Source organism: Mesorhizobium sp. M7A.F.Ca.US.010.02.1.1 (assembly GCF_004023085.1).
Taxonomy (GTDB): domain Bacteria; phylum Pseudomonadota; class Alphaproteobacteria; order Rhizobiales; family Rhizobiaceae; genus Mesorhizobium.
Map to the genome: position 1 here is coordinate 1 of NZ_RZRV01000001.1, position 13,481 is coordinate 13,481.

Genomic DNA, 13,481 nt, shown 5'->3' on the forward strand with positions numbered 1-13,481 from the left:
GCCGCTTGGCTACGTGATACCCTATGAAGCCGGCCGCGCCGGTGACCAGAACCCTCATCAGAAGCGCCCATCCGTAACATGCCTGGGGAACAGACCCTTGATGTCGTAGATGACGCCCGGGGTCTTGGAGGACATTAGCTGATCTGGTCGCGCGGAGTTGCCCTCGCCGTGAGGTGAAGGCAAACCGGTGATAGGAGGCTCAACCAAGATCGATATTCGCACTTACAAACCTTCGGCCTCTTCGTCGTCGAGCATCTGTCACCTCAGCGCACCCTTGCCAGCGCGTGTGGGACGCCGGCTTTGTACCCAACCGAATACAGGCACGGGAGTTCCATTCCTGCACGGAATGGGGTGGGAGAGCCGCACTTCATTGCTGGCGATGCTGAATAGGCGCCATGAACCAGCTTCGCTGATACTGGCGCTCACCGGTGTGCCCTTCAGCTCCTCAAACCGGGATCCCGTTCGGGAAAAACGAGACTGGCCAATGGACGCCCGATCGTCTCGCTGCTCCAAACGTCCGCTCCTGGCTCTTGGAGCTGTAAGGGGCGCCATGTCGGCTGGATTACCGCCCCCAGACGACGGCATTCTCGTGCCGTTTGATGATGTGCTTCAGATTCTCGAAGGCGGTCGTGACGTGGCCCGCGAAGCGCTCTGCCGCGGGCGAGCGCGGTCCGCTGACCCGGCGCAGGATACCAAGCGAGCGGCTGGGCTGCGGAATTTCATAGGGCAGCACCGTCACCCGGTTTTCCTTGCGCTGCGCGAAGACCACGGAGAATGGCAGCACCGCCAGCGCATCGGTTTCGGCAAGGAAGTTGATCACGCTCATCAGCGAGCCTCCCGAATAGCGGACGTTGAGGTCCGACATGCCGATGCTCATCAGGATCATCTGCAGGTCCGACATCAGCGGAGAGCCGGGTAGGGGGGCTACCCAGGGAAAGCTGGTCAGGTCATGCGCCCTGAGGCGGCGATTTCGCAGCAGGGGATGGTCGGGCCGGCAAGCCACGACGTTGCGTCCGGGCAGGATTTCGGTGAATTCGAAGCCGGGTCCCAGGTCGAGCACGCCGATCGGCACGATCCCGAGATCGATCTGGTTGCTCTCCAGCGCCGCGACCATCTCGGGCAGGTTCATATAGCTTTGCTGAACGGTGACCTCGGGTTCGAGCTTCTGGAATTCTCCGATCATCCGGCTGATCATCGCATCCATGAAGAAGGGCACGCCGCCGACACGGACGACGCCCTTCGTGCCTTTCATGAAGCCCTGGACCGCATCCGACGCCTTGCGCGACGCGGTGATGATCGTGCGGCCCTGCGCCGCCAACTGGAAGCCGAGCGGTGTCGCCTGCAGCGGCCGGCGACCCTTGAGGAAAAGCGGCTCGCCCACCCGCGCCTCCAGCATGGCCAGCGATCGACTGACCGCCGGCTGGGTCAGGCCCAGCATAGCGGCTCCTTCCGACACGCCGCCGGCATCCAGCACCGCGGCGAGCTGCATGAGGTGGCGCTCGCTCAGCTTCATAGCAAAACGCTATACAAGGGACGCCACATCTCATCAAGCATCGCGTCGGGCCGTGCTATCCCGCTTGGCAAGGGGAAGGGAGGCCCCGGCGGAATGCACGGCCAGCACGACCCGAAGCGAGATGAATTCCCCAAGGCGATCTCGACGCAGGCCGAGGAATTCTCACGGCGCCTGACGGCAATGGGCCAGTCCCGCCTGGCGGCGGCGGCGCAGGCAGCCGTCGACGGTTTGCACGCGCTGATCGTCGAGCTGCGACCCTCGGGCGAGGAGTTCCGTCAGGCGATCGATTTCCTGACCGAGGTTGGCCACTACGCCGATGCGCGGCGCCAGGAATGGGTGCTGTTCGCCGACGTCCTGGGCGTGTCGTCGCTGATCGAGGATCAGAACAGCCCGCGCCCTGTTGGGGCGACCCCAAACACCCTGGCCGGCCCCTTCTACCGGGCCGACGTGCCGGAGATGCCGCTCGGCGCGAATATCTCGCGCGATCACAAGGGCGAGCCTCTGGAGGTTGCGGGCCGGATCGTCGCGCTCGACGGCGATGCGATCGGCGATGCGATGGTCGAGATCTGGCAGGCCAATGCCGAGGGTCTCTACGAGAACCAGGAACCCGACAGGCAGCCGGAATTCAATCTGCGTGGACGGTTCCGCACCGATCCGCAGGGATGCTTCGTCTTCGTGACGGTGAAGCCGAAGGGCTACACGCTGCCGTCGGATGGACCGGTCGGTCAATTGATGTCAGCGCTTGGCCTTGGCCTCGAGCGGCCGGCCCATATCCATTTTCGCGTCTCGGCGGAGGGCTTCGAGACGCTGACGACCCACATCTTCGACCGGTCGGACCCTGCGATCGGCCGGGATGCGATTTTCGGGGTCAAACCCGAACTCATGGCCGAGTTCCGCGCGCTGCCGCCCAACGGAGGAAAACGGAAGCACGCGCTCGACCTCAACCTCGTGCTCTGTCCACAGCGGCGGGGCGAAACCGAAACCTCTGGGAGGAGATGACCGATGGCACGTGTCAGCGGCTACCACCATTTGACGCTCTCGACCGACAGCGCTCAGGAAGATTTTGATTTCTATACCAAGGCACTGGGCCTGCATTCGGTGAAGCGCACCGTCTTGTTCGACGGCGTCATCCCTGTCTATCACCTCTATTACGGCTCGCCCAACGGCGATGCCTCGACGATCATCACCACCTTCCCGTTCCGCAAGCCAGGCGTCTATGGCCGCCGCGGGTCCAACCAGTCGCGCACCATCATGCAGTCGATTCCCAAGGGGGCCGCGGATTTCTGGGTCGACCGGTTGAACGCGCGCGGCATCGAGGCCATCAAGATCACTCGTTTTGGCGCCGACCGTGCGGCTTTCGCACATCCCTGCGGCATTCCGCACGAGCTGGTGGAAAGCGACAGGGATACGCGCGCGCCGATCACCAACGAGGCGCAGGGCATCGGCAAGGCGCACGGCATCAAGGGAATATACGGCGCCGTGGTGGCGGTGATGGACCGCACTGCGATGGACGACTTCCTGACCATCGCGTTGCCGCTGGAGAAAGAGGCTGACGACCATGAGGGACTGGTGTTCCGCGTGCCCGACGCGACCGGCGTCGCTCAGCGCGTGGAGGTCATTGTCGACCGCGACAGCCCGCAGGGCACCTGGACGCTGGCGGGCGGTACGATCCACCACCTCGCCCTCAACACCGGCGACGAAGAGAACCAGCTGAAACTGCGCGCTCATATCGAGGGTCTCGGCTTCACGGATATATCGGAGCAGAAGGACCGCAACTACTTCAAGTCCTGCTATGTCCGCTCGCCCGGCGGCGCGCTGTTCGAAATTGCCTGGACCACGCCGGAAGGCTGGGCCAAGGACGAGCCTCCGGGCCAGATCGGCAAGACGCTGGTCTTCCCGCCGTGGTTCAAAGATCGTGAGAGCGAATTGCAGGTCGGCCTGGAAGAGGCGGACTTCACGTGAGTTCAGGCAGCGGTCCGCTCCGGCTTGGGCCAAGAGGCCCGGAGGCGAAGGCGATCTGCGTCTTCGTCCACGGCCGTGGCCAATCGCCCGAAGAGATGCAGTCCCATGTGCTGTCGCGGCTTTCCGCAACCGCCGTGGCCTTTATCCTGCCGCGTGCACCACACGGCATGTGGTGGGAGGCGCGTGCCGTCGACCCGTTGACGCCGGTCGCCCGGGCGCAGCTTTCCGACGCGCTCGACCACCTTGCGGCCGCAATGGTCGCGGCGCGGGCCGAACTGCCCGGACTGCCGCTTCTTCTCGCGGGCTTCTCGCAAGGGGCGTGTCTGTCGATCGAATACCTCTGCGCGGGGCTGCCGCCGCCGGATGCTTTGGCGGCCTTCACGGGCTGCCGTGTCGGCGTTCCGGCGGACGAAAGATCCGAGGCCGCGCCGGCCGGAATGCCGATCTATCTTTCCGGCGGCGATGCCGATCCCTGGATACCAGTCTCGGCGTTTGCCGATGCCGCGCAGTCGCTGGGCCGCATTGGCGCGAGCCTGCGGGCCGATCTCTTCCCGGGACGGGCCCATGAGGTCTCGGACGCCGAGATCGTCATGCTGGGCACGATCCTCGACGACCTCGCGGCCGGGCGCGGCCCGCGCATGGAGGCGGCGCGATGATGGACAGCTTCACCTTTCCGGGCCTGACGACACGGGTGGTCTTCGGTGCCGGCACCATAGCTCGCGTCGAAGAGGAAGTCCGGCGGCTCGGCCATGACAAGGTGATGGTGCTTTCGACACCGCATCAGATGGGCGATGCGGAAAGACTGGCCGTAAGCCTTGGTGGCCTCGCCGCCGGGATCTTTGCCGGCGCGGTCATGCATACCCCTGTCGAGGTCACGGAAAAGGCCGTCGGTGCCTTCCGCGGCAGCGGCGCTTCGGCGGTCGTCAGCCTCGGCGGCGGCTCGACCACCGGGCTCGGCAAGGCCATTGCCGTGCGCACGGGCGCCGACCAGGTGGTCATTCCCACCACCTATGCCGGCTCGGAAATGACCGACATCCTCGGCGAGACGGCGGCCGGCGAGAAGACTACCCGCCGCTCGCCGGACATTCGCCCCGAGACGGTGATCTACGACGTCGATCCGACACTGAGCCTGCCGGTAAGTCTCACCGTCACCTCGGCGATGAACGCGATCGCTCATGCGATGGAGGCCTTGTATGCCCCCGATCGCAACCCGGTGATCGTGCTCATGTGCAGGGATGCCATGATTGCCTTCAAGGACGGCATTCCAAGGCTGATCCGCGACCCGCAGGATCGCGCGGCGCGGACGCAGGCGCTCTATGCGGCCTGGTGCTGCTCGACCGCGCTCGGCTATGTCTCGATGGCGCTGCATCACAAGCTGGCGCATGTCTTCGGCGGCTCGTTCGATACGCCGCATGCCGAGACCCACGCCATCCTGCTGCCGTACACGACCGCCTTCAACGAAACGGCGGTGCCTGATCTGTTGCGTCCGATCACTAGGGCATTCGGTGGTGGCTCGGCGGGCGGCGGGCTCTGGGATTTCGCACAGTCGGTCGGCTCCCCGCTGAGCCTGAAGGCGATCGGCATCGAGGAGGCCGATCTCGACCGCGCGGCGGCGATCGCGGTCAAGAATGCCTATGCGAATCCGAGGCCAATCGATCCAGGATCGATAAGGGAACTCCTTCAGGCGGCGTGGGAGGGACGCCGTCCGGGGGCTTGAGAATAAAACGAGAGGGAGGAACTACACATGATCACAAGACGTAGCCTACTGAAAGCCTCGGCGGCGACAGGCCTGGCGCTGGCCGGTTCGCGCCTGGCGACGCCGGCCATCGCGCAAGGCGCCAAGATCCGCCTGGGCTATGTTTCGCCGCAGACCGGGCCGCTTGCCGGCTTCGCGGAGAGCGATGCCTACAACATCAAGGCCTTCCTCGCTTCCGAGGCAGGCAAGAACTTCGAGGTCATCGTCAAGGACAGCCAGTCGAACCCCAATCGCGCGGCCGAGGTGGCGAAGAGCCTGATCGTCGATGACGAGATCAACCTGATGCTCGTCGGCTCGACGCCCGAGAACACCAACCCAGTGGCCACCACCTGCGAGGCGGAGGGCGTGCCGGTCATCTCGACGATGGCGCCGTGGCAGCCCTGGTTCATCGGCCAGCAGGGCAGTCCGGCCGATCCGGCCTCGTGGAAGCCTTTCAACTTCGCCTATCATTATTTCTGGGGTCTCGAAGACATCATCGCCGTCTACACCGGCATGTGGAAGCAGCTTTCCACCAACGGCAAGGTGGGCGGGCTGTTCCCCAACGATGCCGACGGCAATGCCTGGGGCGACCCGAAGAATGGGTTGAAGCCCGGCCTCGACGCCGCCGGCTTCAGCCTTGCCGATCCTGGCCGCTATCAGAACCTTTCGGACGATTTCACCGCGCAGGTCAACGCCTTCAAAGCCGCCAATGCCGAGATCGTTACCGGGGTGGTCATTCCGCCCGACTTCACCACCTTCTGGAACCAGGCCCGCCAGCAGGGCTTCAAGCCCAAGGCGGTGACGGTGGCCAAGGCGATCCTTTTCCCGCAATCGGTCGAGACGCTCGGCGACGCCGGCCACAACCTCTCGTCCGAGGTCTGGTGGTCGGCCTCGCATCCGTTCAAATCGTCGCTGACGGGCGAGAGTTCGGCCGAACTCGCTGCGGATTTCACCGCCAAGACCGGCCGTCCCTGGACCCAGCCGATCGGTTTTGTCCATTCGCTGTTCGAGGTGGCGGCCAATGTCATGGGCCGCGTGTCGGATCCAACCAATGCCGAGGCGATCGCGGCGGCGATAGCGGCCACCGACATGACGACGGTAGTGGGCAAGGTGGCCTGGAGCGGTGCGGGATTGCCACCTTTCGCCGCGAAGAACGTCTGCAAGACGCCGCTCGTCGGCGGGCAGTGGCGCAAGAAGGCCGGTGGCGGCTTCGATCTGGTGATCGTCGAAAACGCCGGCGCCTCCCAGATACCCACCGCCGGCAAGATGGAAGCCCTGGCCTGACGCTGCCGAGGGCGGCTGATACCGCCGCCCTCGTTCGGCGCGACCCAAGGATGACAGTGATGATACTGAGGCTGGAAAACGTTTCGAAGTCCTTCGGCGCCTTGAAGGTTGCGGATTCCGTGACCGTCAGCGTGCCGCGCGGCGAAGCGCTGGGCATTATCGGCCCGAACGGCGCCGGAAAATCGACGCTCTTCAACCTGATCACCGGCAACTTGTTTGCAAATGAGGGTCGCATCGAATTGCTCGGCCGCGACGTGACCCGTGCTCCGGCGATGGAGCGGGCGCGCATGGGCGTTGGCCGCAGCTTCCAGATTCCGCAGCCTTTCGAGGGGCTGACCGTGTTCGAAAATCTCTTGACCGCTGCCGCCTTCGGCCGCGGCGCACGCGAGGCCGAGATGGTCGACGATTGCGCTGGTATCCTCGAGGAGACGGAGCTTCTCAGGAAGGCCAATTTCGTGGCCGGCTCGCTGAGCCTTCTCGACCGCAAGCGCCTCGAACTCGCCCGCGCCCTGGCGACAGGCCCTGAGCTTCTGCTTCTGGACGAGATCGCCGGCGGTCTGACGGAGGGCGAATGCAAGGCCCTGGTCGCGACGATCAAGGCGATCCATGCCAGGGGCACGACAATCATCTGGATCGAGCATGTGCTGCACGCCCTGAATTCGGTGGTAGAGCGGCTTCTCGTGCTGGATTTCGGGCGTGTGATCGGGATCGGTGCGCCTGATGAGATCATGGCCTCGAAGGCGGTTCGCGAAATCTATCTGGGGCTCGAGGTCTGATGCTGGAAACGCGCGGCCTCACCGCGAATTACGGCCAGTTCCGGGCGCTGTTCGGTGTGGATATCACTGTCGCGGTGGGCGAATGCGTGGCGATCATCGGCGCCAACGGCGCCGGCAAATCCACGCTGATGCGCTCGATCACGGGTGTGATCGGCAACGCGCCCGGCATGGTGCTGCACCGGGGCGAGCCGATTGGCGCGCTGTCTTCGGCCGAGATCATGAAGCGCGGCATCGCCATGGTGCCGGAAGGACGCCGGCTGTTCCCTTCGCTTACCGTCGAGGAAAACCTGCTGGTCGGCGCGCACGCGCGCAAGGTGCCGGGGCCGTGGAACCTCGACGCCGTCTATGACCTTTTTCCGATCCTGCGCGAGCGGCGCAAGAGGCCCGGCACAGCGCTCTCGGGTGGCCAGCAGCAGATGGTGGCGATCGGCCGGGCGCTGATGTCGAACCCCGAATTACTGCTCTGCGACGAGATCAGCCTCGGCCTGGCGCCGGTCGTCATCCGCGATATCTACGCAGCCCTTCCCAAGATCCGCGCAGGAGGCGCCGCGATCGTGCTGGTGGAGCAGGATATCGGCAGGGCGCTGGCGGTCGCCGACCGCGTCTACTGTATGATGGAGGGTCGCGTCACGCTGGCCGCCAGGACGGCCGAGGTCACACGCGATGACATCCATTCCGCCTATTTCGGAGTGGCGGCATGACGCGGCAACCGAGGCTCTGTCATCTGCTCGCGCAGCGCTCTTATGGCCTGATCGAGGTGGCGCGGCGATGATCTGGCTGGACACCCTCGTGCAAGGGATTCTGCTGGGCGGGCTCTATGCCTTGTTCGCAGCGGGATTGAGCCTCGTCTTCGGTATCATGCGGCTGGTGAACCTCGCCCATGGCGACCTCATCATTCTTGCCGCCTATCTGGTTTTGATGGGCGTCACGCTGCTCGGCCTGTCGCCCTGGATTGCCGCTCTGGTCGCCATGCCGGTGATGTTCGCGCTCGGCTGGCTGCTGCAGACCGCCGTTCTGAACCGCGTGCTGGGCAAGGACATCCTGCCGCCGCTTTTGGTCACCTTCGGCCTGTCGGTCGCCCTGCAGAACGGCCTGCTCGAGGCCTTCTCCGCCGACAGCCGCCGCATCCCGGTGGGCGCGTTGGAAGGGGCATCGCTCGATCTCGGGCTGGTCACGGTGGGGATCATGCCGCTGATGACCTTTGCCTCGGCGATCGTGATGATCATTGCGCTCAACGCGCTCTTCTACCACACCGCCCTCGGCCGTGCCTTCCGCGCCACCTCGGACGACGTCGTGACGGCGGGGCTGATGGGGATAGAGCCGAAGCGGATCTTCGCGATCGCCACCGGGATCGCCATGGTCGTCGTGACGCTGGCGGCACTCTATCTCGGCATGCGGGCGAACTTCGATCCTTCGATCGGACCGGCGCGGCTGATCTATGCCTTCGAGGCGGTGATCATCGGCGGCCTCGGCAGCCTGTGGGGGACGCTCGCGGGCGGGATCATCATCGGCGTGGCGCAGACGTTTGGCGCCGCGCTCAGTCCGGAATGGCAGATCCTGGCCGGCCACATCGCCTTCCTGGCCGTGATGCTGCTCAAGCCGCGCGGGCTTTTTCCGCGCGCAGTGGATTGAGGGGGCGGCATGTATCGACTGACAACCCGCACCCGCGCCGGAACCGTGACCGCGATCATCGTGCCGATCTTCATCGTCGCCGCGCTCGCGCTGCCTGCCGTGGCCTCGCGTGGCGTCATACAGGATCTCTTCTTCATCCTCACCATGCTGACGCTGGCGCAGATATGGAACCTGCTGGCGGGCTATGGCGGCCTGGTGTCGGTGGGCCAGCAGGCTTTCGTTGGCATCGGCGCCTATGCGATGTTCGCCGGCGTGATCCTGCTCGGCTGGAATCCGGTCCTGGCGATCCCGCTGGGCGGCCTTGCCGCTCTGGTGCTGGCGGTTCCGACGGCCTTCTTCGCGTTCCGTTTGCAGGGCGCCTATTTCGCCATCGGCACCTGGGTGATCGCCGAAGTGACGCGACTGCTGGTCGCGCAGTGGAAGGCGCTCGGTGGCGGCACCGGCACCTCGCTGCCGCGCGAGGCGACGAGCAGTATCCTGGGCACCGATGCGGTCCGGGCGCTGTTCGGGGTCCGCGAGGCCGCGGCACGCGATGTTATGGCCTACTGGCTGGCTTTGGCGCTGCTCGTGGCCGTGACGGGAGGCATTTATTGGCTGCTGCGCAGTCGCCTCGGGCTGGCGCTGGCGGCCGTGCGCGACAATGTCGACGCGGCGCAATCGGTGGGCGTCGATACCGGCCGGCTCAGATGGGCGGTCTTTCTGATCGCCGCGGCCGCCACCGGGCTGACCGGCGCGCTGATCTTCCTGCAGACGGCCCGCATCTCGCCGAGCGCGGCCTTTGCCGTCACCGACTGGACCGCCAACGTCATCTTCATTGTCGTCATCGGCGGCATCGGCACCATCGAGGGGCCGATCCTCGGTGTGCTGGTCTTCTTCGCGCTGCGCTCGGCGCTGGCCGATTACGGCAGCTGGTACTTGATGACGCTCGGCCTCATCGCCGTCGTCGTGATGCTTTTTGCGCCAAAGGGGCTGTGGGGGCTGATTGCGTCCCGCAAGGGCCTGCACCTGTTTCCGGTCCGCCGCAGGCTGACCGGTCCGAAGATCAAGGGAGGAATTTGATGGCGGATATCGAAACCGACGTGCTGATCGTCGGCACTGGCCCAGCCGGCTCGGCCACCGCCGCGCTGCTGTCCAGCTACGGCGTCGCCAACATGATCGTCAATCGCTATCGCTGGTTGTCGAACACGCCGCGTGCCCACATCACCAACCAGCGCACGATGGAAGTGCTGCGCGACCTCGGTCCGGATGTCGAGGCAGAGGCCATGATGCACGCCTCGCCGCAGGAGCTGATGGGCGAGAACGTGTTCTGCGAAAGCCTGGCCGGCGAGGAGATCGGCCGCATGAAGAGCTGGGGCATCCACCCGCTCTCGAAGGCCGAACATCTCCTGTCGTCGCCCTGCCTCATGAACGATCTGCCGCAGACCTTCATGGAGCCGATCCTGTTCAAGTCGGCGTGTGCCCACGGGACGCAAGCACGCATGAGCACGGAATATGTCAGCCATGTCCAGGACGGGGACGGCGTGACCACGACCTGCCGCGATCGGCTGTCGGGCAAGGATTTCACCGTGCGGTCGAAGTTCTTCGTCGGTGCCGACGGCGGCAACTCGCTGGTGGCCGAGCATCTGGGCCTGCCGCTCGAGGGCAAGATGGGCGTCGGCGGGTCGATGAACATCCTGTTCAGGGCCGATCTCTCGAAGTATGTCGCCCACCGACCGAGCGTCCTCTACTGGGTCATGCAGCCCGGCGCCGATGTCGGCGGCATCGGCATGGGTCTGGTTCGCATGGTGAGGCCGTGGACCGAGTGGCTGATCGTCTGGGGCTACGACATCAACCAGCCGCCGCCGGACGTGACGCCGGAACTGGCCACCAGCGTCGCGCGTCAACTGGTCGGAGATCCCGCGCTCGAGATCGAGCTCCTGGGCGCGAACACCTGGACCGTGAACAACTGCTTCGCCACGCACATGCAGAAGGGGCGGGTGTTTATCATGGGCGATGCCGCGCACCGGCATCCGCCCTCGAACGGGCTCGGCTCGAACACATCGATCCAGGACGGGTTCAACCTCGCCTGGAAGCTTGCCAAGGTCATCAAGGGGCAGGCGGGGGTCGGGCTTCTGGACAGCTTCTCGGCCGAGCGCGCACCGATCGCGCGCCAGATCGTGACACGGGCGAACCAGTCCATCGCCGAATTCGGACCGATCTTCGAGGCGCTCGGCATGGACGGCGGCGTGGATCACGACAAGATCCAGAGGAACATGGAGGCTCGCGCCGATGCGACGCCCGTCGCCGAAGCGCAGCGCGAGGCGCTCCGCAAGGCCATCGCCTTCAAGAAGTACGAGTTCGACGCCCATGGCGTCGAGATGAACCAGCGCTATGCCTCGGGCGCGGTGGTGACCGACGGCCAGCGCGAGCCGGCCTTCGAGAAGGATCGCGAGCTGCACTATGCGCCGACAACCTGGCCGGGCGCGCGCTTGCCGCATGTCTGGGTCTTCGAGCGCTCGGGCAGGAAGGTCTCGACGCTCGATCTTTGCGGGCATGGCGAGTTCACGCTGTTGACCGGCATTGGCGGAGAGGCGTGGGTCGCCGCGGCGGAGACGGTGGGCGCGGAGCTCGGTCTGCCGATCCGCAGCCATGTGATCGGCCCGCGCCGCGCGATCGAGGATCATACCGGCGACTGGGCCGGCGCACGGGAGATCCGCGACACCGGCTGCCTGATCGTCCGTCCCGACCACCACGTCGCCTGGCGCTCCGAAACGCTGGCGGCCGAGCCGGCGGCCGAACTGCGCCGGATCTTCAAATCCGTTCTGGCGCGCTGAGGAGGATCGCATGATCGACGAACACGAATCCGGCTATTTCACCGAAGCGAACTCGGCCGAGGTCGTGGTGGCGCGGAACAGGAACGCCAAGGACGAGCGGCTCAAAGAGGTGATGGAGGTCATCACCCGCAAGCTGCACGAGGCGGTGAAAGAGATCGAGCCGACACAGGAGGAATGGTTCGGCGCGATCATGTTCCTGACGCGGACAGGCCAGATCTGCAACGAGTGGCGGCAGGAATACATCCTGTTGTCGGATGTTCTCGGTATCTCGATGCTGGTCGATGCGATCAACAACCGCAAGCCGTCGGGCGCCTCGGAATCGACGGTGCTGGGACCCTTCCACGTCGCCGACGCCCCCGAGCTGCCGATGGGCTCCAACATCTGCCTCGACCAGAAGGGCGAGCCCATGTTCGTGCATGGCCGCATCCTTGATACCGAGGGCAACCCGATCGCAGGCGCCAAGATCGACGTCTGGCAGGCCAATGACGAGGGCTTCTACGACGTGCAGCAGAAGGGCATCCAGCCCGACTTCAACTTGCGCGGCGTCTTTCGCACCGGCACGGACGGGCGCTACTGGTTTCGGGGCGTGAAGCCCAAATACTACCCGATCCCGGATGATGGCCCAGTCGGCAAGCTGCTGGGCGCGCTGGGGCGTCACCCCAATCGTCCGGCGCATCTCCACTACATCGTCGAGGCCGAGGGCTTCGAAGCGCTGACCACGCACATCTTCGACCCGGACGACCCGTACATCGATTCAGATGCCGTCTTCGGCGTGAAGAAGAGCCTGCTCGCCGAATTCCGCAAGGTCGAGGACGCCGAAGCTGCCGCCAGGGTCGAGGTTGCGTCCCCGTTCTACGACGTGGAGTTCGATTTCGTGCTGTCGCGCAAGGGAGGAAACTGATGGCTGCACTTGAGAAGATGTTCGATGTCAGGGGCAAGTCGGTGATCGTCACCGGCGGCGCCAGCGGCATCGGACAGGCCTATGCCGAGATCATGGCCGAGCATGGGGCAAAAGTCTGCATCTTCGACCTGAACCCAACGGGGCTGGAGAAGACCGTGACGGCGATCAAGGCGGCGGGTGGCGATGTCTGGGGCGAGGCCGTCGACGTCGGCGACCGTGCGGCCATGGCCGCAGCCTTCGACAAGGTGGCCGGGAAAGCGGGCTCGATCGACGTGGTGTTCGCCAATGCCGGGATTGATGCCGGACCGGGCTTCAACACCCCGACGGGCGAAAGGAACCCCGAGGGCGCCATCGAGAACCTGCCCGACGAGCACTGGGACAAGGTGATCGAGATCAACCTGACCTCGGTCTACACCACGATCAAACATGCCGTCCGGCACATGAAGCCGAATGGCGGCGGCCAGATCATCGTCACGTCGTCCATTGCATCGCTGATCAACGAGAGCATCGTGGGCACGCCCTACATGCCCGCCAAGGCCGCGGTGAACCATCTCGTTCGCCACATGGCGATGGAGCTTGGCGCCTACAACATCCGCATCAATGCCATCCTGCCCGGACCGTTCATCACCAACATCGCCGGCGGTCGGCTGCGCAATCCGGCGGACCGCGAGGCCTTCGAGGCCCAGTCGCTGCTCGGTCGGATCGGCGACCCGGAAGAGATCAAGGGCCTGGCGCTTTATCTGGCGTCGCCTGCCGCTTCCTACGTGACGGGCTCGCTGATCGTCATCGATGGCGGCTCGCTGCTGCGGATGACCTGAACACGCTTTGAACTGAGACCGGTCCCGTGGGCCGGAGAAACTTAACC

At 65.2% G+C, this 13,481-nt stretch carries 13 protein-coding genes; 12 read left to right on the plus strand and 1 reads right to left on the minus strand.

All coding sequences use genetic code 11. The features are described from left to right. Positions 1-562 precede the first annotated feature (562 nt). A complete protein-coding gene (locus EOA19_RS00005) occupies positions 563-1,513 on the minus strand; it encodes a LysR family transcriptional regulator (RefSeq protein ID WP_128302298.1) in 951 nt (316 codons plus the stop codon). Between the two features lie 93 nt (positions 1,514-1,606). Here EOA19_RS00005 and EOA19_RS00010 point away from each other — a divergent pair, with 93 nt between their 5' ends. The 12 genes from EOA19_RS00010 (at position 1,607) to EOA19_RS00065 (ending at position 13,434) form a co-directional block, all read left to right on the plus strand. Continuing rightward, positions 1,607-2,512: a dioxygenase gene (locus EOA19_RS00010; RefSeq protein ID WP_128302522.1), complete on the plus strand. Its 906-nt coding sequence runs from the start codon at positions 1,607-1,609 to the stop codon at positions 2,510-2,512. A 3-nt stretch (positions 2,513-2,515) separates the two neighbouring features. Next, complete coding sequence (locus EOA19_RS00015; RefSeq protein ID WP_023808935.1) at positions 2,516-3,475, plus strand: VOC family protein; 960 nt, start codon at positions 2,516-2,518, stop codon at positions 3,473-3,475. After that, positions 3,472-4,131 carry a dienelactone hydrolase family protein gene (locus EOA19_RS00020; protein WP_128302299.1) on the plus strand — a complete coding sequence of 220 codons (660 nt, stop codon included), beginning with the start codon at positions 3,472-3,474 and terminating at the stop codon, positions 4,129-4,131. Before EOA19_RS00015 ends, EOA19_RS00020 begins: the two co-directional genes overlap by 4 nt. Continuing rightward, entirely contained in the window at positions 4,131-5,192 is a 1,062-nt protein-coding gene (locus EOA19_RS00025; protein WP_245486026.1) for a maleylacetate reductase, read from the plus strand. Before EOA19_RS00020 ends, EOA19_RS00025 begins: the two co-directional genes overlap by 1 nt. Before the next feature lie 27 nt (positions 5,193-5,219). After that, a complete protein-coding gene (locus EOA19_RS00030; protein WP_128302301.1) occupies positions 5,220-6,494 on the plus strand; it encodes an ABC transporter substrate-binding protein in 1,275 nt (424 codons plus the stop codon). Between the two features lie 59 nt (positions 6,495-6,553). Beyond that, on the plus strand, positions 6,554-7,270 hold the full coding sequence (locus EOA19_RS00035) for an ABC transporter ATP-binding protein (protein ID WP_128302302.1): 717 nt from the start codon (positions 6,554-6,556) through the stop codon (positions 7,268-7,270). Further along, a complete protein-coding gene (locus tag EOA19_RS00040) occupies positions 7,270-7,971 on the plus strand; it encodes an ABC transporter ATP-binding protein (protein ID WP_128302303.1) in 702 nt (233 codons plus the stop codon). Before EOA19_RS00035 ends, EOA19_RS00040 begins: the two co-directional genes overlap by 1 nt. A 67-nt stretch (positions 7,972-8,038) precedes the next feature. Next, a complete protein-coding gene (locus EOA19_RS00045) occupies positions 8,039-8,902 on the plus strand; it encodes a branched-chain amino acid ABC transporter permease (protein ID WP_128302304.1) in 864 nt (287 codons plus the stop codon). Positions 8,903-8,911: 9 nt separating this feature from the next. Continuing rightward, on the plus strand, positions 8,912-9,961 hold the full coding sequence (locus EOA19_RS00050) for a branched-chain amino acid ABC transporter permease (RefSeq protein ID WP_023808928.1): 1,050 nt from the start codon (positions 8,912-8,914) through the stop codon (positions 9,959-9,961). After that, the gene (locus EOA19_RS00055; RefSeq protein WP_128302305.1) at positions 9,961-11,715 is read left to right on the plus strand and encodes an FAD-dependent monooxygenase; all 1,755 of its coding nucleotides are present in this window, start codon (positions 9,961-9,963) and stop codon (positions 11,713-11,715) included. Before EOA19_RS00050 ends, EOA19_RS00055 begins: the two co-directional genes overlap by 1 nt. Positions 11,716-11,725: 10 nt before the next feature. Beyond that, complete coding sequence (locus EOA19_RS00060; RefSeq protein WP_128302306.1) at positions 11,726-12,616, plus strand: intradiol ring-cleavage dioxygenase; 891 nt, start codon at positions 11,726-11,728, stop codon at positions 12,614-12,616. Then, a complete protein-coding gene (locus EOA19_RS00065) occupies positions 12,616-13,434 on the plus strand; it encodes an SDR family NAD(P)-dependent oxidoreductase (protein ID WP_128302307.1) in 819 nt (272 codons plus the stop codon). Before EOA19_RS00060 ends, EOA19_RS00065 begins: the two co-directional genes overlap by 1 nt. Positions 13,435-13,481 lie beyond the last annotated feature (47 nt).

Excerpts from the sequence above, each read along its gene's own strand:
- EOA19_RS00045 (WP_128302304.1), top strand. The coding sequence starts at position 8,039 with ATGATCTGGCTGGACACCCTCGTGCAAGGGATTCTGCTGGGCGGGCTC.
- EOA19_RS00030 (WP_128302301.1), top strand. The coding sequence starts at position 5,220 with ATGATCACAAGACGTAGCCTACTGAAAGCCTCGGCGGCGACAGGCCTG.
- EOA19_RS00025 (WP_245486026.1), top strand. The coding sequence starts at position 4,131 with ATGGACAGCTTCACCTTTCCGGGCCTGACGACACGGGTGGTCTTCGGT.
- EOA19_RS00010 (WP_128302522.1), top strand. The coding sequence starts at position 1,607 with ATGCACGGCCAGCACGACCCGAAGCGAGATGAATTCCCCAAGGCGATC.
- EOA19_RS00050 (WP_023808928.1), top strand. The coding sequence starts at position 8,912 with ATGTATCGACTGACAACCCGCACCCGCGCCGGAACCGTGACCGCGATC.
- EOA19_RS00065 (WP_128302307.1), top strand. The coding sequence starts at position 12,616 with ATGGCTGCACTTGAGAAGATGTTCGATGTCAGGGGCAAGTCGGTGATC.
- EOA19_RS00055 (WP_128302305.1), top strand. The coding sequence starts at position 9,961 with ATGGCGGATATCGAAACCGACGTGCTGATCGTCGGCACTGGCCCAGCC.
- EOA19_RS00035 (WP_128302302.1), top strand. The coding sequence starts at position 6,554 with ATGATACTGAGGCTGGAAAACGTTTCGAAGTCCTTCGGCGCCTTGAAG.
- EOA19_RS00060 (WP_128302306.1), top strand. The coding sequence starts at position 11,726 with ATGATCGACGAACACGAATCCGGCTATTTCACCGAAGCGAACTCGGCC.
- EOA19_RS00005 (WP_128302298.1), bottom strand. The coding sequence starts at position 1,513 with ATGAAGCTGAGCGAGCGCCACCTCATGCAGCTCGCCGCGGTGCTGGAT.
- EOA19_RS00040 (WP_128302303.1), top strand. The coding sequence starts at position 7,270 with ATGCTGGAAACGCGCGGCCTCACCGCGAATTACGGCCAGTTCCGGGCG.
- EOA19_RS00015 (WP_023808935.1), top strand. The coding sequence starts at position 2,516 with ATGGCACGTGTCAGCGGCTACCACCATTTGACGCTCTCGACCGACAGC.